This window comes from Streptomyces sp. NPDC097640 (assembly GCF_040302705.1).
In the GTDB taxonomy this organism is placed as follows: domain Bacteria; phylum Actinomycetota; class Actinomycetes; order Streptomycetales; family Streptomycetaceae; genus Streptomyces.
On the sequence record NZ_JBEOSB010000002.1, the window covers coordinates 150,315 to 167,882 of the forward strand.

Sequence of the window (17,568 nt, forward strand, 5' to 3'; positions counted from 1 at the left end):
GTGGCCGCTCCCGGCGCCGGCGGGGCCGGGCGGCCGTCTGAGCCAGGTCGGGGGCCGTTTTCGGGGTGGATATGGCACTGTCGGATAAAGAGGAATGAATGTTATAAAGGCCGACATGACAGCAGCTGCTCGCAAAGCCTGGCGTCGCCGCAGGCCGAGCGGGCCCCCAGCCCTGCACACGTCGTCCCCGAGACGGCGGGCCTCGCTGCTGCGCGGGTCGAGCGTGGCCGGGCAGGTCTTCGTCCTGGAGTTCTTGCTGGTGGTGGCGCTGGTCGCGATAGCCGTGGTGGCGATGGTGCTCAGCGCCCGGACCCAGGTCACGGCGGACGCCCGCCACCGTGCCCGTGCCGTCGCCGCCGCGTTCGCCCAGTCCCCTGGCGTGGCCGAGGCCATGACCAGGGGCAATCCCACCGCGGTGCTTCAGCCGCGCGCCGAGGCGGCCAGAAAGACCTCCGGTGTCGACAGCGTCGTGGTGTTCAACACCCGGGGGATCCGCCTCACCCACCCCCAGCCGGAACTGATCGGCAAGCGGATCGTCGGGCCCGCCGCGCAGATCCGGAAGGAGCTGGCGGGCCAACCGATCACCGAGACCTTCCACGCGAGCCAGGGCCGCTCCGTGATCTCCGCGTTTCCCGTCACCGGGCCGGGCGGGAAGTTCCTGGGCGGGGTGTCGGTCGGCGTCAAGATCAAGAGTGTGAACAGCGAGGTGGACCAGCGGCTGCCGGTCCTGCTCGGCGCCGCCGGCGGGACGCTCGTCGTGGCCGCGGGCGGCACCACCCTGGTGAGCAGGCGGGTGCGGCGCCAGACCCACGGCTTGGCGCCCGCGGAGATGACCCGCATGTACGAGCACCACGACGCGGTGCTGCACGCGGTCCGCGAGGGCGTGCTGATCCTCGACGGGGACGGCCTGCTCCTGCTGGTCAACGACGAGGCCCGGCGCCTTCTCCAGCTGGCCCCGGACATCGAGCGGCGCCACGTCTCCGAACTGGGCCTCGAGCCACATCTGGAAAAGCTGCTGGCCTCGGGGCGGACCGTCAGCGACGAGGTCCACCCGAGCGGGACCCGGCTGCTGGCGGTCAACATCCGGTCCACCGGCGACGCCGGCACCCCCACCGGGACGGTGGCGACACTGCGGGACACCACCGAACTCCGCGTGGTCGCCGGCCGCGCCGAGGTGGCGCGCGAGCGGCTCGAGCTGCTCTACGACGCCGGCGTACGGATCGGCTCCACCCTGGAGCTGACCGGGACCGCGGAGGCGCTGGCGGAAGTGGCCGTCCCCCGCTTCGCCGACGTCGTCACCGTGGAACTGCTGGATCCGGTGGAGCGCGGCGAGGAGCCGTCGCCACCGCACGAGGCCGAGGTACTGCGCCGCACCGCGGTCGGCGGGGTCCCCGAGGGACACCCCCTCTTCCGCCAGGGCGAGCAGGCCACCTACCCCCCGTCCGCCCCGCAGCTCCAGGCCCTTCGGACCGGGCAGGCGGTGCTCCGGACCGACCTGAGCGACACCTCCGCGTGGCCCGCGGGGTACGGCCCCGAGGCCCTGCGCCTCCTCGACCACGGCATGCGCTCCCTGATCACGGTGCCCCTGCGCTACCGCGGTGTCACCCTGGGCCTGGCCAACTTCTGGCGGACACGGCGCAGCGAGCTGTTCGAGGACGACGATGTGGCGATCGCCGGGGAGCTGGCCGCGCGGACCGCGGTGTGCGTCGACAATGCCCGCCGCTTCACCCGCGAACACACCATGGTCGTCACGCTGCGGCGCAATCTGCTGCCCTACGACCTGCCCGAGCAGGACGCCGTGGAGGTGGCCTCCCGCTATCTGCCCGCGCAGGCGGGCGGGGGCGGCGGCTGGTTCGATGTGATCCCGCTCCCGGGCGCCCGGGTCGCGCTCGTCGTCGGCTCGGCGGTCGGACAGGGCCTCCACGCCACGGCCACCATGGGCCGGCTGCGCACCGCGGTCCAGAACTTCTCGGCCCTGGACCTGCCCCCCGACGAGGTCCTCTCCCTCCTGGACGAGCTGGTCACCCGGGTCGACCTCGAACGCGGGCCCAGCGCCGACTCCCCGAGCATCGCCGGCTCCACCTGTCTGTACGCCATCTACGACCCGGTGGCGGGCCGCTGCACCGTGGCCCGCGCGGGCCACCCCGCCCCCGCCCTCCTCGGCCCCGACGGCACCGTGGACATCCCCGAGGTGCCGCTGGGCCCGCCCCTCGGCAAGGGCCGGGAACCCGTCGAGACCGCCGAGCTCTCCCTGCCCGACGCGACCAGCCTGATCCTGCACACCCACGGACTTCTCGCCCACGACGACCAGGACCGGGACACCAGCCTGCGCACGCTGCGCCACGCGCTGGCCACAGCCCCGGACCGCAGCCCCGAGGAGACATGCCGCAGCCTGCTGGACCATGTGCTGCCGCCCCGCCCGGCCGACGACGTCGCCCTGCTCGTCGCCCGCACCCAGCTGCTCGACCCCAAGCACGTGGCCGAGTGGGAGGTGCCCTTCGACCCGGCGGCGGTGGCGCCGCTGCGGGCCGAATGCGGCCGGCACATCGAGGCCTGGGGCCTGGAAAAGGCCGCTTTCAACGCCGAGCTGATCATCAGCGAACTGATCACCAATGCCATCCGGTACGGCGTCCCGCCCGTACGGCTGCGGCTGCTGCACGGCCGCACTCTGATCTGCGAGGTTTCCGACGGCAGCAGCACCGCCCCCCATCTGCGGCGGGCCAGAACCACCGACGAAGGCGGCCGGGGGCTGTTCCTGGTCTCCCAGTTCGCCCAGCGCTGGGGCACCCGCTACACCACGCGCGGCAAGGTCATCTGGGCCGAGCAGGCCCTGCACGACACCCCGGCGGGAGACGACGCCACGGGCGACAGCCTGCTCGGCCAGTGGGATGTGGCGGACTGGTGAGCCGACCGGTGAGCGCTACGCCGGTTTCGGGCTGAGCACCAGGTGGCGGCCGAGGGCCGACAGCCATCTGGCCGCGGTCTCCAGCGCCGTGGGCAGGGCGGCGGCGCGGGCGGCGAGCGCGGCGGCGCCCACCTCCCCGGCCTCGGCCGCCACCCCCGCCCCCGCGCCCGCCCCGGCTTCGGCCAGGCCCGTCCCGAGCGCCGCCGCGCCCAGTTCCAAGCCGGCGACCACCGGCAGCAGCTCGACGGCGAGCAGCGCCAGCAGCCCGACGCCCATGAGCGCGGCGGCCATCCGGAGCGCGTCCCGGTCACGGGGCATCCGGTTGAGGTACTCCTCGTTCAGCCACGGGGTCAGGGTCACCCCGTACGGAGTGCGGGCGGCCTGCCGGCGGCGTTTCTCCTCGTCGATCAGTCTGCGCACCACCGGCAGCTCCGAGCCGTAGGGCATGCGGTGGATCTCGTACAGCAGCAGCCCGTCGATCCCGTAGGGCCAGTTGCGGTTGAACGTCGGCTGGAAGCAGATCCACTCGATGTACTTGTTGCCCTGCTCGTCGGTGTACGGCGGCAGGGGGACGATGCGCTGGTACATGGGCGTCGGCCGCCACTTCGAGGGACCGGCCTGGACGCTGTACGAGGTCAGGCTGAAGCCCTCCTTGATGTCGGGGTCCAGCCCGCGGATGATCTGCTCGAACTTGTTCAGCTTGTAGCCGATGTCGTCCGTGAGCGTGGCCACCGCCTGATCCGCCGTGGAGACCTCCAGCAGCTCCAGCACGATCGGACCGGCCTGCGGTGGTCTCGCGCAGAACCCGAGGATGTCCGGACGCAGCTGCCCGCCGGCCTTGTGGTCCCTGCGGAACTCCCGGAACAGCCGGTTCAGCAACCGGTCCGGTCCCGTCATATGGGTGAGCAGACGCGTGTACTCGTTCTCGGCCAGCACGAACGAGGCTTCGGGATAGCGGAGTTTGAAGTCGGGGTAGAAGTAGCCGAACATGGCCCCCTGGGCCCACTGCCACTCCATGGTGTTCTGCTCACCCGTCGCGGTGCCGCGTACGCGCCCCGCGCTCCGGGTGAAGTTGCCCTCGCCGGGGCAGATCGTGACCTGCTGAGTGTCGAGCCGGGAGGCCATGCGCGGCGACGCCCTTCAGGAGATGGCCGAGAGGTTGCTGGTGACCGCGATGTCCGTGCCCGAAGTCGGCGTGTATTCGGCCCACTCGGCGATCAGCTCACCCTTCTCCCCGGGCTGCATGACCGGGAACGGCGCGGTCGGGGACCCGGTATGCGCCTGGTCGAGCCGGGCGACCTCGATGTGCGTGCCGTCGGGGACCCTGGTGACCGTCTGGGCCTCCTGGCTGTGTTCGAGACCGTGGACCGCACCGATGACGACCTGGGCACCGACCACGAACCCGGAGCTGGAGGCGACGGGGATGGAGACCGGCCGGGTGGACGGGCCCACCGAGGCGGCCGAGGTGGTGAAGACCGCGTCCTCCAGCCTGGTCGCGGTCCGCCCCGGGTTCGCGGGCGGGATCCCCGGGTAGTTGCGGTCGTCGTAGGCGGCGATCTCCTGCGCGATGGTCCAGTACTGCGAGGGGTTCTCGGGGGTGTTCGGGTCGTCGATGACACCGTTCTCGACGAAGTTCACCCACCGCGTCTCCCAGCCGCGCCGGATGGTGAGCACCACCCGCGCGCTGCCCGCCCGCAGAAACGCCTGCCGGTTGGCGTCGGGGTGCTCGATCTCGCGGATGAAACGCCAGCTCTGCGGGAGGTCCCAGAAGTACGAGTAGAGGAAGCTCACCACGTTCTCCCACTCGATGGCCTGGTTGACGAAGCGTACGACGTCCTCGTACTGGCGGACCGTCGTCCACAGCGTGGAGTCCGGGCCGATGGTGTCCCCCTCGAAGCCCGTGCCGTGCGCCACATCCACCTTGGCCGCCACGAAGGCGTCGAGAACGTCCTTCGGCATGCTGGGAAACCTGCCGCCGAGCAGATACCGCAACACGCTCTTCATGATCTCGTCGCTCTCCTCGCGGCGCAGCGTGAGCGTGTCCACGTCGTTGAGCCGGGCTTCGAGCGCCGCGATCCGGCCGGCGATGTCCTGCTGTTCCGCGTAGTAGTTCGTCTGCGCGGCCGTGTAGAGCGCGTTCCACACATCGAACTGCCACCGCTGCATGGCGGCCCGGGTCGGCCGCACCTCCGCGGTCAGCAGCAGGGACTGGGTGGACACCTGGTCGAAGACCAGGACGAGCACCGACGTTCCGCCGGCGCCGGCCATGAAGTCGCCGCCGTCGGTGTCCCGCTTCAGCACGGTGCCGGGCTCGAAGACCCGTTCCGGGAAGGGGTCGAAGGGCAGGGTCGTGCCCTCGATGGTGAACTGGCCCAGATGGCCCGAGAAGCTCGTCATCCGCCCGCTGATGGTGATGCTCACGATCTCGTACCCGGCGGGGATGTTGAGGGGCATCCTGGTGACGCCACGGCCCTGCGGCAGCGGCCCGGTCTCCACCGCGTACGTCTGCGGGGGCAGGTCCGGGGGCGGCGGCGGGACCTGCGCGTCGTACTGGTCGGCGAGCACCAGGTAGTGCGGCGACTTGGGGGTGGGCGGGTCCGTCTCCGGCGGCTCCGGGTCGCCCTTGCGCACCTCGGCGGTGATGTCGTTGTGCGGGATGTTGAAGACGAACGGCCCGAGTTGGGCCTTCAGCGCCTCGAGCTCCGCGTAGGCGCGGCGCATCGTGGCGGCGGGCTCCGGGAGCACGACGTCATACGTCTGCCGCATCCCGTACCGGTAGAGGCGGACCCGCCACTTGCGCATCAGGCTGAAGTAGTCGATGCGGATCGGGTTGGTCGTGCTGGGGTTCCGCAGCGTCCTGGTGGTGGTCTGCGAGGTTCCGGTGACCGTGGTCGTGGAGATGGTGACCTTGTGCTCCTGCCGGGCGCGGGTGGACGCCTTCTGGGTCAGGGTGGTCGCGTGCTTCCGGCTGTCGGTGGCCGACTGGGAGGCCGCGTCCTGGCCGGTGAATCCCGAGGTGACCGAGCCGGAGATGACGGGGATGCCGCCGGAGACGGTCCCGGTGATGTTGAACTGGTTGGAGTGCTGCTGCTGCGAGGCGGTCGACTGCGACAGTTCGGTGTTGTCCGTCACCCCGGTCTCGCTGAAGGTTTCCAGCGAGTCGGTGACGATCGAGCTGAACTCCTTCTTCTGGACCGACCACTCCTTGTAGGTGACGGCGGTCTCCTCCTGCGGGGCCAGGGGAATGGTGGCGACGAGCTCGCCCCGCTCGATCCCGGCCGGTGTCATCTCCAGCCGCTCCAGGTTCATCAGGCCCATCCGGGGTGCGGCGGTGTTGGCCTCGAGGCCCTTGGCCGCCACCACCGCGGTCTGTAGCGCCTGGAGCGCCGTGCCCCGCGTGGCCTGGGGCTCCTCCGCGCGCCGGCGGCGCAGGGCGACCACGGCCTCGCCGAGTTCCCGGAGCGTGTGCATGGGGACCGCGGCGAAGGCGGAGAGCGGTGCGGGGGAGAGGGCGGGCGGGGTGAGCAGGTCCCGCAGTGGCTCGATGAGCTCGGGGCGCTGGTCTCCCAGCGCGTCGGCCTCGTCGGGTCGCAGCTGGAGCCGGCGTACGAACGCGGCCTTGGCCAGGGCCTGTCCGACGGACGGGGTCTCCACGGCCAGGGGCACGAAGGTCGCTTTTTCGATCTCGCGGGTCGACTGGTCGAGCACGGGCGCGGTCGCCGGCGGAAACATCGGCGCTGTCGTCGATGATGTCGCCGGTGTTGTCGCTGACGCGGGGGTCGGTGGAGTGGTCTGTGGCATCGGAGCGGCGACGCTCGGCGCGTCCGCTCCGGACCCGGATCCCGATCCGGACTCGGGGGCAATGGTCATGGTGATCTCCACAGCGGGTGACTGCGGCCGCACTCCGGGCCACTGGACCCGACCCTCGCACAGCGGATCACCCAGCGGCACCAGTTGTGCCGCTGAGCGGATCAGCTCCCCGGGCGCCGTTGCATCGCGGCGCTGATGACCTTCCCCGTCCGCACCACCGAGGCCGCCAGCGAGGGCAGCGGCCGGTCCGGGTCCACCAGGGCGCCCAGGGCCGCGACCACCGCACCGCCCCGGCCGCGCAGGGGGACGGCGACGCAGCACACCCCGTCCATGACTTCCTGACGGTCGAGCGCGAACCCGGTCTCCCGGATCCGGGCCGCCTCCCGCGCCCATGCCCTGGACGGCGGGTCCAGGGGCAGGGCGTCGGGCGCGCCCGCCACCAGGATCTTCCCCGCGGCGGTCGTCCAGGGGAATGTCATCCCCGCCCGCATCGGCGTCACGGCGTCCAACTCGCCGGGGACCGTGCCGGCTGTCAGTGTCCGGCCCTCGCGCAGGACGAAGATCCCGACCGTGGCGCCGGTGGCTTTCGACAACTCGCGGACCGGTCCGCGAGCGAGGGCCAGTGTGCCGGGGAGCGGCTGCCATCCGAGCCCCAGCCGGAACATTCGCGAGCCCATTCGAAAAAGGCCATTCGACCGTTCTACCGCACCCAATTCGACGAGTTGTTCGAGAAGTCGGCGCGCGGTCGTCTTCGGTAATCCGGTCTCCGCCGCCAACTCCGTGAGCCGGGAGGGCCCGGCCCTTTCCACGGCCTCGAGCAGGGCGAACGCGCCCTCCAGAACCCCGCGTCCGCCACTCGGCACACTCGTTTCGGTCACCGCCGAGCCCGCCCTTCCCTCCACCGCTGCCGCTTTGTGCTCTCTTACGGCAAGGAAAGCTATTTTAGATACACGGGAGATAAATCCCCACTTGACAACCCGGTATTCGCGAGATTGGTGGACATACGCGGACGCCTCGGTCCGGACGCTGATGCCCCGCGCGCGGCCGAACGGCGATCAGGCTTTCCGCCGACGGCGACGGGGCCGCGTCACCTCGGGCGGCGGGTCCGGCTGCCTGATCGTGTCGACGAGCCCGGCCCAGGTGTCTGCCACCGTCGCCCACGGCGGTACGTCCGTGGGGGCGGGTTCGTCGCCCAAACCGCCCACGAACAGGTACCGGTGGGCGACCGTCGTGAGATGGCCGAGGACGTCGAGGCGGTCGTCGACGAAGTGGGTGATGCCCAGGCGTGCGCAGACCGGCCCCTTGTCCGCGCGCTCCCGGACGAAGTGCAGATTCTCGGCCGGGATGCCGGTGCGGGGGAAGAACTCGTGGTGGTGCAGCCACGCGCGGGTGTTTCCGGCGACTTTCGGGCCCGCTTTGGACACGATGTGCACTCGCCCTTCGAAGGGTTCCTCCGCCAGCAGGGCGAGGGCTTCGAACACGCCGTCCACCGCCGGGGTCAGCAGGGGCTGCGAGCCGAAGAACGAGGTGTCCTCTCCGGTGGCGATCCGGTCGATGATCACCCCGCCCACGTCCACACCGAGCGTCGGAGGTGCCGGGCGCTGTCCCGGCCCGCGGTAGGGGGCGCGCCGGCCGTCCGGCGGCCGTTGTTCTCCGGCTCGCGCCATCGCCCTCACCTCGGGTCGGCGAATGTCCTCAACCCGAGGATCGTGGCAGGCGCCGCGGCGGGATGCCAAGCGGATTACCGCGCCGCGGGCCGGTGGCGGTCAGTTGGGGTTGTCCGCGTGGGTGAGGGTCGTCCAGGCGTTGAAGTAGTTGTCCGTGCCGGACGGCCGGTGTGCCTCGGTGTACTTCTGGGTGTTGGACATGCTGATCCCGAGCCGGTTGTGGAGGGCGTTGTAGCCGACCTCGGTGACCTTGGCGAGGCCCGTCTTGACCGAGCCGCCGCACAGCCAGGAGGGCACGGCCGTGCCGTTCTCGTAGGAGGTGTGGAAGCCCAGCGCGTGGCGCAGCCGGTCCTGGATCTTCGGATAGAGGTCCTGGCCCTGGATCCGGCTGGTCTCCGCGATGTCCGCGACGGAGGCGATGCCCCAGCCGGTGTGCCCGAAGTCACGGCAGGTCTCCTGGGCGAGGCCGTCGGCGAAGGTGCTCTGGCCCTGCCAGTACTTGATGATCTCGGCGCTGGTGTCGATGCTGCTGTTGGCCGGCGGCTTGGGCAGATCGCCGTCGCTGGTCAGATATATGTACGCCGGGACGCGGGCGAGGTACGTGTCGACCGCCTTGTCGTAGGCGGCGCGGTCCTCGATGAACACCGAGATGCCGATCGCCGCCTCGGTCATGACCAGTTCCCAGTTGCCGTTCTTGGTCGCCGCGCCGTTGATCACCTCGGGGAGGTACACCTCGCGCAGCATGGTCGCGAAGCGCCCGGCGCCCGGCCAGCCGCCGTCGTAGGTGTACTTGATGATCTCGGCGGCGCGCGGCCAGGTGGATCCCGCCCAGCCGGTCTGGAGCGGGGCGTTGCTGTTGGTGTGGTCGGTGATGGTCGCGGACCACGCGTCCATGATCTCGATCGACTTCTTGGCGTATCTGCTGTCCCGGGTGAAGTACCAGGCGAGCGCGTCGGTGTAGGCCGCGATGGCGTCCTGGCGCTCGTCGGTGCAGCCGTTGTTGGGGTTGGACGACGAGCCGCACTCCACGATCGCCCGCGGCTTGGCGGTGCGCGAGAGCGAGGCGTAGGAGCTGGCCAGCATGTTGTCGTACGCGGCCTTCCAGGGCTGCTGTCCGGCGTCCACCTTGGCGCGGGCGTAGTCGAGTTGGGCCCGGCTGACCAGCACGCCCGGGTGGGCGAAGGTGGCCGGCGCGGCCGTCGCCCGCGGGGCAGGGCCGGTGAACTGAAGGCTCAGCAGGCCGGCCAGCAGGGCGAGGACGGTGCACAGCGCGGTTCTGGTTCGTGCCATTCGACGACCTCTTTCCATTCACGAATAGGAACTTGGTTCCGAATACGGACTGGATTGGCCTGGACCATAGGGAGTCTTCGTGTGCATGTCAATGGCGAGGGTGGCGTATCGGGCGAATCGCCGCACATTCGAGCGCGGGGGGCACCGTTTGATTGATCAAAGCATCGACGGGTTAGCATATGAGCGCCGCCTAGCTCGAAAGATAAACTTGTGACTGTCAACGAGGACTCGTTCACCAACTGGAAGAACCGCGAGGAGATCGCGGAGTCGATGATCCCGCTCATCGGGAGACTGCATCGGGAACGAGATGTCACCGTCCTGCTGCACAGCCGCTCTTTGGTGAACAAGTCGGTGGTCAGCATTCTCAAGGCCCACCGATTCGCCCGGCAGATCGCCGGAGAGGAACTCTCCGTCACCCAGACGGTGCCGTTCCTCCAGGCCCTCACCACGCTCGATCTCGGTCCCTCCCAGATCGACATCGGCATGCTCGCCGCGCTGTACAAGGCCGACGACCGCGGACTGTCGGTGGAGGCGTTCACCGCCGAGGCCGTCGCCGGCGCCACGGGCGCCAACAAGATCGAGTGCGGCGAGGGGCGTGACGTCGTCCTCTACGGGTTCGGCCGCATCGGCCGCCTCGTCGCCCGGCTGCTCATCGAGAAGGCCGGCTCCGGCAACGGCCTGCGGCTGCGCGCCATCGTCGTCCGCGGGGGCGGTGATCAGGACATCGTCAAGCGTGCCTCGCTGCTGCGCCGTGACTCGATCCACGGCCAGTTCCAGGGCACGATCACCGTTGACGAGGCGAGCAGCACGATCGTCGCCAACGGCAACGAGATCAAGGTGATCTACGCCGACGACCCGACGTCGCTGGACTACACGGCGTACGGGATCAAGGACGCCATCCTCATCGACAACACCGGCAAGTGGCGTGACCGCGAGGGCCTGTCCAAGCACCTCAGGCCCGGCATCGACAAGGTCGTGCTGACCGCGCCCGGCAAGGGCGACGTCCCCAACATCGTCCACGGCGTCAACCACGACACGATCAAGCCGGACGAGCAGATCCTGTCCTGCGCCTCCTGCACCACCAACGCGATCGTCCCGCCGCTGAAGGCGATGGAGGACGAGTACGGCGTGCTGCGCGGCCACGTGGAGACCGTCCACTCGTTCACCAACGACCAGAACCTGCTGGACAACTACCACAAGTCCGAACGCCGTGGCCGCTCGGCGCCGCTCAACATGGTCATCACCGAGACCGGTGCCGCCTCCGCCGTCACCAAGGCGCTGCCCGACCTCAAGGCGCCGATCACCGGCAGCTCGATCCGGGTTCCGGTGCCGGATGTCTCGATCGCGATCCTCAACCTGCGGCTCGCGCGTGAGACCACCCGCGAGGACGTACTCGACTATCTGCGCAATGTGTCGCTGACCTCTCCGCTCAAGCGCCAGATCGACTTCACCAGCGCCCCCGACGCCGTCTCGAGCGACTTCATCGGCTCGCGCCACGCCTCGATCGTCGACGCCGGCGCCACCAAGGTCGAGGGCGACAACGCGATCCTCTACCTCTGGTACGACAACGAGTTCGGCTACTCCTGCCAGGTCATCCGCGTCGTCCAGCATGTCTCCGGGGTGGAGTACCCGACCTACCCGGCCCCCGTGGCCTGACCGCGGACCGGGGCGGGGCGTTCAGGCCACCGCCCCGGAACCCCGCGCGACGCCACGACGTTGGGTGTGACATGGGCGAACTGGTTCCTGGCGGAAACGCAATGCTCCCTGACGGCGTGCTGTCGATACGGGTGCCGGGCCCCTTCGACCTGTCCGTGCTGATCACCGGAGAGGACGGAAAGGTCGCGGGGGACGGCGACTTCGTCTTCTTCAACCAGCCGTCCGCCCCCGGCGCCCGGCTGGACGGTGACACCGTCACGCTGCGGCCGGAGGAACTGCGGCGCGGCGCCGGCCGCGCCACGGTGGTGATCAGCCCCGCCGATCCCGGCACGCCGCTCGGCCGGCTGCCCGCCCCCACCATGACCATCACGGGGGTGGGCGGGGCGCGGGCCATCCGGTTCACCCCGGCGAGCCCGACGCATGAGACGGTGCTGCTGCTCGCCGAGATCTACCGGCGCGGCGACCGGTGGAAGGTGCGGGCGCTGGGCCAGGGGTACGCGGACGGGCTGGCCGGGGTGGCCCGGGACTTCGGGGTGGACGTCGCGGACGACGGCGGGCAGCCGCCGCCCCCGCCTCCTCCGCCGCCCGCTCCGTCGCCCGCCGCGCCCCCGGCCGGCGCCGCTCAGGACCCCGACGGCCTCCTCGGCCTGGTCAACGGCGTGCGGGCGCGGAGCGGCGCCCCCGCGATCGCCCTCGATGCGCGGCTGAGCACGGCCGCCCGGGCCCACGCCGACGCCATGGCCTCGCACGGCCGCCTCGGCCTCGAGAGCCCCGACGGGACATCGGTCTTCCACCGGATCGCCACCGCCGGCTACGCCTGTCTGACCATCGCCGAGCACATCGTCTCCGGGCCCCGTACGGCGGCCGAGTTCATGGACTACTGCCTCCAGGACGGGGAGCGCGGCGCGCCGTTCCGGGATCCCTCGGTCGCGCACCTCGGGGTGGGCCGGGCCGTCGGCGGCCGCTCGGGGGAGGTCTTCTGGACGGTGCTGTGGGCCCAGCCGTTCACGGCCGCGGGCCTGGCCCGTGCGGCCACTGCCGTACGCGAGCTCACCAACGCGGAGCGCGCCGCGGCCGGACTGCCACCGCTCGCCGCGGACCCGGACCTGACCGTGGCCGCGCAGCGGCACAGCGAGGACATGGTCGCCCGCGACTTCTACTCCCACACCGACCCCGAGGGCGGCCAGCCGTGGGACCGGGCGGCGGCCGCCGGATGCCGCCACCGGGGCATCGGCGAGAACATCGCGTGCGGTCAGCGCACCCCGGCGGAGGTGGTCCGGGGCTGGATGAACAGCCCCGGACACCGGGCGAACATCCTGAAGCCGGAGTTCAGCCACATCGGGATCGGCTACGCGACGGGGAGCCGGGCGGGCACGTACTGGACACAGCTCTTCGGCAGCGTGTGAGGCGGCGCAGCTCCGCCACCGAGCGCCGGATCACCCGCGTCCGGCGGCGGCGTCATCGATCTCGGCGAACCGCCGCGCCATGAAGGCCACGTGCGCGAGCCCGAGATGCGCCGACATCAACGACGCCGCGAGGTCCGGTTCCCGCGCTGCGATCGCCTGGGCGAGATCCCGGTGGAACTGCACGGTGCGGTCGATGTCGTCGTCGGAGTAGTAGAAGAAGGTCCCCAGCGTCATCGACGTCTCGGCGAGCGCCCGGGCGATCCGGAACGTCCTCGGCGCCTCGGCCGCGGCGAGGACGGCCCGGTGGAAATCGCAGTCGCTGCGGTGTAATTCATCGAGGTAGCCCTCGCCCTTGTCACGTGCGATGCGGTGCATGTGCTCCACGGATTCCCACAACACCCGCATGTCCCGCTCGGTGCGGCGAGTCGCGGCCAGCCTCGCGGCCCGCGACTCGAGAAGCTGCCGCAGCTCGAAGACCTCGTCGATGTCCGAGCGGGTGTACTCGGCGACGAACGCCCCCTTGTTCAGCTCGACCCGGACCAGGCCCTCCTCGCCCAGCCGCCGCAGTGCCGCCCGCACCGGATTCCGGCTGACCGCGAGTTCGGTGCACAGCGCCGCCTCCGTCAGGTGGGCGCCGGGAGGGTAGAAGCCCGCCATGACCCGACTGCGCACGATCGTGTAGATATCGACGCTGCTCCGAGCCATCGCTCAACCATCCTCTCGCCGGGGCCGACTGACCCGCGCCCATGGACGAAGCCGGGAACCACAGCGATTGTCCCGCAGACCGGATAGGGAAACGCATACCTTCAGATCTGCTGCGGATGATGATCAGGGCAGGTCACGGAGGGTCGAAGCGGAACACGACGCGATGTCCGGTCTGCTGTCTCCCGTCGGTTCCACGAGCAGCGCATGGCCGTGGGCAACCGAACCACCGGCCGATTCGGCGAATGCCACCCGGGTGACCGTGCCGCTTTTTCTGTACGCCTTGAATGGCCGCGCCATAGGCGGAGAAGTCCGCCCGGCGTCCAGCATCGCCGCCATCCCTCCGCCGAGGGTGGCGCCGACCCGCCCGAGCCTCGTTCGTCTGCGTCATTTCATCGCGGCAGCATGGTGCTCACTTCTGACCGAGCATGGTTTTCTTGTTCGCATTTCTTCTTCCCGGGACACTTCCACGGAACCGGCATTGGCCCGGCATCCGCTCATCGCCGCAGGTCAGGGGCGCGCGAATGATATTGACAACGGTCACCAATGCAGCCTTTGCCATACCCCCGTGGTGTGCGGTTCACTTCGGTCAGTCGAAGGACATGCCGATAGGGGGCAGCACAGTGACTTCCGCTCACACGCACCGCCACGGCCCGGAAGGGCATGGGGATCCCGGGGGCCATGACGGGCACGGCGGCCATTCGGGGCACAGCCACGGGGTATCCGCCGATGCCGACCGGCGTTGGCTGACGGCCGCGCTGTTGCTCATCGTCGGCTTTATTGCAGTGGAAAGCATTATCGCTTTCGTTGCGGGTTCGCTGGCGCTGCTGTCGGACGCCATCCATATGCTCACCGACGCGCTCTCCATTGTGCTGGCCCTGGTGGCTATGCGGCTGTCGGCCCGGCCGGCGCGCGGTCGCTACACATTCGGGCTGAAGCGCGTGGAGATCCTCTCCGCGCAGGCCAACGGACTCACCCTGCTGCTCGCCGCGGTGTGGCTCGGCTACGAGGCCATCCAGCGGCTCTTCGATCCGCCCGAGGTCAGCGGCTGGATGGTGCTGGTCACCGCGCTCGCCGGGGTCGCCGTCAACCTGGTCGCCACCTGGTGCATGTCCAAGGCCAACCGCTCCTCGCTGAACATCGAAGGCGCCTACCAGCACATCCTCAACGACCTTTTCGCCTTCATCGGCACCGCGATCGCCGGCGCCATCGTCCTGCTCACCGGTTTCGCCCGCGCGGACGCCATCGCGACCCTGCTGGTCGTGGCGCTCATGATCAAGGCCGGTGTGGACCTGCTGCGCGAGTCGGGCCATATCCTGCTCGAAGGGGCCCCGGCCGGGCTGGACCCCGACGCCATCGGCCGGCGCCTCGCCGAGGCCCCTCAGGTGACGGAGGTCCACGACCTTCACATCTGGACCATCACCTCCGGCCAGACGGCCCTCTCCGCGCACGTTCTGGTCGAAGCGGACGGGGACTGCCACATCGTCCGGGACGACCTCGAACGAGTCCTGGCCGAGGAGTACGCCATCACCCACACCACCTTGCAGGTCGACCACCACGCCGAGGACGGCCTCGCCGTGTCCGCCGGGGGAGTGCTGCACACCGTGAGTTCGACGCCGCACTGCGCCGAACTGCACGGCCGGACCCACCGCAGCGTCCCCCACAACCACTGAACCCGCCGTCAGGCGGGCCAGAATCTCCTTCTTACCGAAGAGTTGGGCGCGGATCGCGAATGTTAGCGTTTGCACAGTCTGCGTCTTCTTCGGTCAAGGAGATCGAGTGACCACATATGACTACGTCGTCGTCGGTGCCGGATCCGCGGGCTGTGTGCTGGCGGCGCGGCTGTCGGAGGACCCCGATGTCCGGGTGGCGCTGATCGAGGCGGGTGGCCCCGACACCGCGCAGGAGATACACGTTCCGGCCGCCTTCCCCCAGCTCTTCAAGAGCGAGCTCGACTGGGACCTCGACTCCGAACCGGAGCCGGGGGCGGGTGGCCGGCGGACCTATCTGCCCCGGGGCAAGGTGTTCGGCGGCAGCAGTTCGATCAACGCGATGATCTATATACGCGGCAACCGCGCCGACTACGACGGCTGGGCCGCCGCCGGGGCCGAGGGCTGGTCGTACGCCGATGTACTGCCCTACTTCCGGCGTTCGGAGGACAACGAACGCGGCGAGGACGAGTTCCACTCGGCGGGCGGGCCGCTGACGGTCAGCGACAGCAGGTCGAACCACCCGCTCGTCACGGCGTTCGTCCGCGCCGCCGAGCAGGCCGGACACCGGCGGAACGAGGACTTCAACGGCGAGACGCAAGCGGGCGTCGGGCGGTATCAGCTGACCCAGCGCGGCGGCATGCGCTGTAGCGCCGCCGTCGCCTATCTGCACCCCGTCCTGGAGCGGTCGAACCTCACCGTGTTCCCCTCCGCCCGGGCCCACCGCGTGGTGATCGAGGGCGGCCGGGCGACGGGGGTGGAAGTGGAGCGGGGCGGCGCGGTCGAAGTGATCCGCGCCGACCGGGAGGTGATCCTGTCCGCGGGCGCCTACGAGTCCCCGAAACTGCTGATGCTCTCCGGGATCGGGCCCGCCGCCGCGCTCTCGGCCCTCGGCATCGAGGTGGTGCGCGATCTGCCGGTGGGCCAGGGCCTTCAGGACCACTACATGACGGTGCTGAACTTCCGTACCGGCGTCGAGTCCCTGATGAGCGCGCAGAGCCCGGAGAATGTCGCGCTGCTGCGCGACGCGGGGCGGGGCCCGCTGACCTCCAACATCGGCGAGGCGGGCGGCTTCCTGCATAGCCGGGGCGGACTGGACGCCCCCGATGTGCAGTTGCACATGGCTCCCGTGCTGTTCCACCAGGAAGGGCTCGGCCCCGTCACCGAGCACGGCCTCGCCCTCGGCCCCTCTGTGGTCGCCCCGACCAGCCGCGGCCAGGTGACGCTGCGCTCCCCGCTCCCGGACGCCGCGCCCCGGATCGTGCACAACTACCTGACGACGGCCGAGGACCGCGCATGCATGGTCGGCGGCCTCCGGATGGCCCTGGAGATCGCGGCGCAGGCCGCCCTGACCGAGGTCGTCACCGGGCCGTTCGAGGTGCCGGACACGGACTCCGACGCGGATCTCCTCGCCTTCGCGCAGCGGGTCGGGATGACGCTGTACCACCCGACGTCCACCTGCGCCATCGGCTCGGTGGTCGACCACGAGCTGCGGGTGCTGGACGTGGCGGGGCTGCGGGTCGTCGACGCCTCGGTGTTCCCGAGCGTGCCGAGGGGAAACACCAACGCGCCGGTCATCATGGCCGCGGAGAAGGCCGCCGACCTCATCAGGAGCTGATCCTCCAGCCAGGGCTGAGCCGAGGCGGGGCGCCGGGCCGGCGCCCCGCCTCTCGCGCTACTCGGTCCCAGCCCTGCCGCGCCGCTTGAACACCAGGACACCTCCGACCAGGGCGACCAGGCAGAGGCCGGCGACAACGGCCACGGTGGGCCACGGGGACCCGTCGTCCGACTCCGCCGCCTCGGACGGCGCCGAGCCGTCCGGACTCGGCGTCCCGCCCTCCGGCGGCGAGGAGGCCGAGGAGGCGGAGGGCGAGGCCGAGGCGGACGCCGATGCCGCGGCCTCGGTGGCACCGGGGGCCGCGGGCTTGAGCTTCAGGACCGGGGCGGGGTTCTCCGGTTCCGGCTCCCCGTCACGGGGCAGCTCGATCCACCGGGACACCTCGCCGTCCTCATAGGTCTCCACGGTCTTGAACGCCAGGGACTTCGCGTCCGGCAACTGCTCGACGAAGACGCTGTGTTCGGCGTTCTCGCCGGGTTCGAGCGCCGGTCCGGCGACGCTGTAGCCGTCGCTGGTGGGCTTCAGCTTCCAGCCTTTCGGCGCCTCCTTCAGCCGTATGCCGTCGCCGTCGATGCCCTCGGGCAGAACGGTGCGGATCTCGGTGAAGCCCGCCGATTCGGACTCCGCCTCGGACTCGAACGTCAGCGTGACGTTCTTCGCCAGAGCGCGCGAGTCGGAGGCGCTCACCTCGGCGTGGGCCAGGGCGGGCGAGGCCGTGGCGAGGACGATCGCCGAGGCGGCGACGGCGAGGGCGGCGGTCCGCCACGGGCGGGCCGACGGGTGGTGTGCGTACACGTGGTCTCTC

At 70.5% G+C, this 17,568-nt stretch carries 12 protein-coding genes and 1 pseudogene; 5 read left to right on the top strand and 8 right to left on the bottom strand.

All coding sequences use genetic code 11. The features are described 5' to 3' along the window. The first annotated feature begins 115 nt into the window (after positions 1-115). Positions 116-2,905, top strand: a complete 2,790-nt coding sequence (locus ABTY62_RS02985; RefSeq protein ID WP_352127579.1) for a SpoIIE family protein phosphatase — start codon at positions 116-118, stop codon at positions 2,903-2,905. A gap of 15 nt (positions 2,906-2,920) precedes the next feature. Here ABTY62_RS02985 and ABTY62_RS02990 read toward each other — a convergent pair whose 3' ends face one another. The 6 genes and pseudogenes from ABTY62_RS02990 to ABTY62_RS03015 all read right to left on the bottom strand — a co-directional run bounded on the left by ABTY62_RS02990 (position 2,921) and on the right by ABTY62_RS03015 (position 9,672). Beyond that, positions 2,921-4,030: a hypothetical protein gene (locus ABTY62_RS02990; protein WP_352127580.1), complete on the bottom strand. Its 1,110-nt coding sequence runs from the start codon at positions 4,028-4,030 to the stop codon at positions 2,921-2,923. A gap of 15 nt (positions 4,031-4,045) precedes the next feature. Beyond that, positions 4,046-6,637 carry a hypothetical protein gene (locus tag ABTY62_RS02995; RefSeq protein ID WP_352127581.1) on the bottom strand — a complete coding sequence of 864 codons (2,592 nt, stop codon included), beginning with the start codon at positions 6,635-6,637 and terminating at the stop codon, positions 4,046-4,048. Positions 6,638-6,876: 239 nt separating this feature from the next. After that, positions 6,877-7,392 carry an IclR family transcriptional regulator domain-containing protein gene (locus ABTY62_RS03000; protein ID WP_352127841.1) on the bottom strand — a complete coding sequence of 172 codons (516 nt, stop codon included), beginning with the start codon at positions 7,390-7,392 and terminating at the stop codon, positions 6,877-6,879. 30 nt (positions 7,393-7,422) lie between these two features. Further along, positions 7,423-7,617: pseudogene (locus tag ABTY62_RS03005) on the bottom strand (helix-turn-helix domain-containing protein); the annotation flags it as partial. 153 nt (positions 7,618-7,770) lie between these two features. Then, positions 7,771-8,382, bottom strand: a complete 612-nt coding sequence (locus ABTY62_RS03010) for a hypothetical protein (RefSeq protein ID WP_352127582.1) — start codon at positions 8,380-8,382, stop codon at positions 7,771-7,773. 99 nt (positions 8,383-8,481) lie between these two features. Further along, positions 8,482-9,672 (bottom strand): alginate lyase family protein, encoded by a 1,191-nt coding sequence (locus tag ABTY62_RS03015; RefSeq protein ID WP_352127583.1) that lies wholly within the window; start codon positions 9,670-9,672, stop codon positions 8,482-8,484. 210 nt (positions 9,673-9,882) lie between these two features. Here ABTY62_RS03015 and ABTY62_RS03020 point away from each other — a divergent pair, with 210 nt between their 5' ends. Together ABTY62_RS03020 and ABTY62_RS03025 are read left to right on the top strand one after the other, a co-directional pair. After that, positions 9,883-11,328, top strand: coding sequence for a glyceraldehyde-3-phosphate dehydrogenase (locus ABTY62_RS03020; protein WP_352127584.1), 1,446 nt, complete (start codon positions 9,883-9,885; stop codon positions 11,326-11,328). 71 nt (positions 11,329-11,399) lie between these two features. Then, entirely contained in the window at positions 11,400-12,734 is a 1,335-nt protein-coding gene (locus ABTY62_RS03025) for a CAP domain-containing protein (protein ID WP_352127585.1), read from the top strand. Between the two features lie 30 nt (positions 12,735-12,764). Here the strand turns inward: ABTY62_RS03025 and ABTY62_RS03030 are convergent, their stop codons facing one another. Further along, complete coding sequence (locus ABTY62_RS03030) at positions 12,765-13,439, bottom strand: GntR family transcriptional regulator (protein ID WP_352127586.1); 675 nt, start codon at positions 13,437-13,439, stop codon at positions 12,765-12,767. 599 nt (positions 13,440-14,038) lie between these two features. Between ABTY62_RS03030 and ABTY62_RS03035 the strand changes: the two genes are divergently transcribed. Then, positions 14,039-15,109, top strand: a complete 1,071-nt coding sequence (locus tag ABTY62_RS03035; RefSeq protein ID WP_352127842.1) for a cation diffusion facilitator family transporter — start codon at positions 14,039-14,041, stop codon at positions 15,107-15,109. Between the two features lie 106 nt (positions 15,110-15,215). After that, entirely contained in the window at positions 15,216-16,763 is a 1,548-nt protein-coding gene (locus tag ABTY62_RS03040) for a GMC family oxidoreductase (protein ID WP_352127588.1), read from the top strand. Between the two features lie 57 nt (positions 16,764-16,820). Here ABTY62_RS03040 and ABTY62_RS03045 read toward each other — a convergent pair whose 3' ends face one another. Beyond that, positions 16,821-17,558: a DUF1775 domain-containing protein gene (locus ABTY62_RS03045; protein WP_352127589.1), complete on the bottom strand. Its 738-nt coding sequence runs from the start codon at positions 17,556-17,558 to the stop codon at positions 16,821-16,823. Positions 17,559-17,568 lie beyond the last annotated feature (10 nt).

Excerpts from the sequence above, each read along its gene's own strand:
- ABTY62_RS02985 (WP_352127579.1), top strand. The coding sequence starts at position 116 with ATGACAGCAGCTGCTCGCAAAGCCTGGCGTCGCCGCAGGCCGAGCGGG.
- ABTY62_RS02990 (WP_352127580.1), bottom strand. The coding sequence starts at position 4,030 with ATGGCCTCCCGGCTCGACACTCAGCAGGTCACGATCTGCCCCGGCGAG.
- ABTY62_RS02995 (WP_352127581.1), bottom strand. The coding sequence starts at position 6,637 with ATGTTTCCGCCGGCGACCGCGCCCGTGCTCGACCAGTCGACCCGCGAG.
- ABTY62_RS03000 (WP_352127841.1), bottom strand. The coding sequence starts at position 7,392 with ATGGGCTCGCGAATGTTCCGGCTGGGGCTCGGATGGCAGCCGCTCCCC.
- ABTY62_RS03010 (WP_352127582.1), bottom strand. The coding sequence starts at position 8,382 with ATGGCGCGAGCCGGAGAACAACGGCCGCCGGACGGCCGGCGCGCCCCC.
- ABTY62_RS03015 (WP_352127583.1), bottom strand. The coding sequence starts at position 9,672 with ATGGCACGAACCAGAACCGCGCTGTGCACCGTCCTCGCCCTGCTGGCC.
- ABTY62_RS03025 (WP_352127585.1), top strand. The coding sequence starts at position 11,400 with ATGGGCGAACTGGTTCCTGGCGGAAACGCAATGCTCCCTGACGGCGTG.
- ABTY62_RS03030 (WP_352127586.1), bottom strand. The coding sequence starts at position 13,439 with ATGGCTCGGAGCAGCGTCGATATCTACACGATCGTGCGCAGTCGGGTC.
- ABTY62_RS03035 (WP_352127842.1), top strand. The coding sequence starts at position 14,039 with ATGCCGATAGGGGGCAGCACAGTGACTTCCGCTCACACGCACCGCCAC.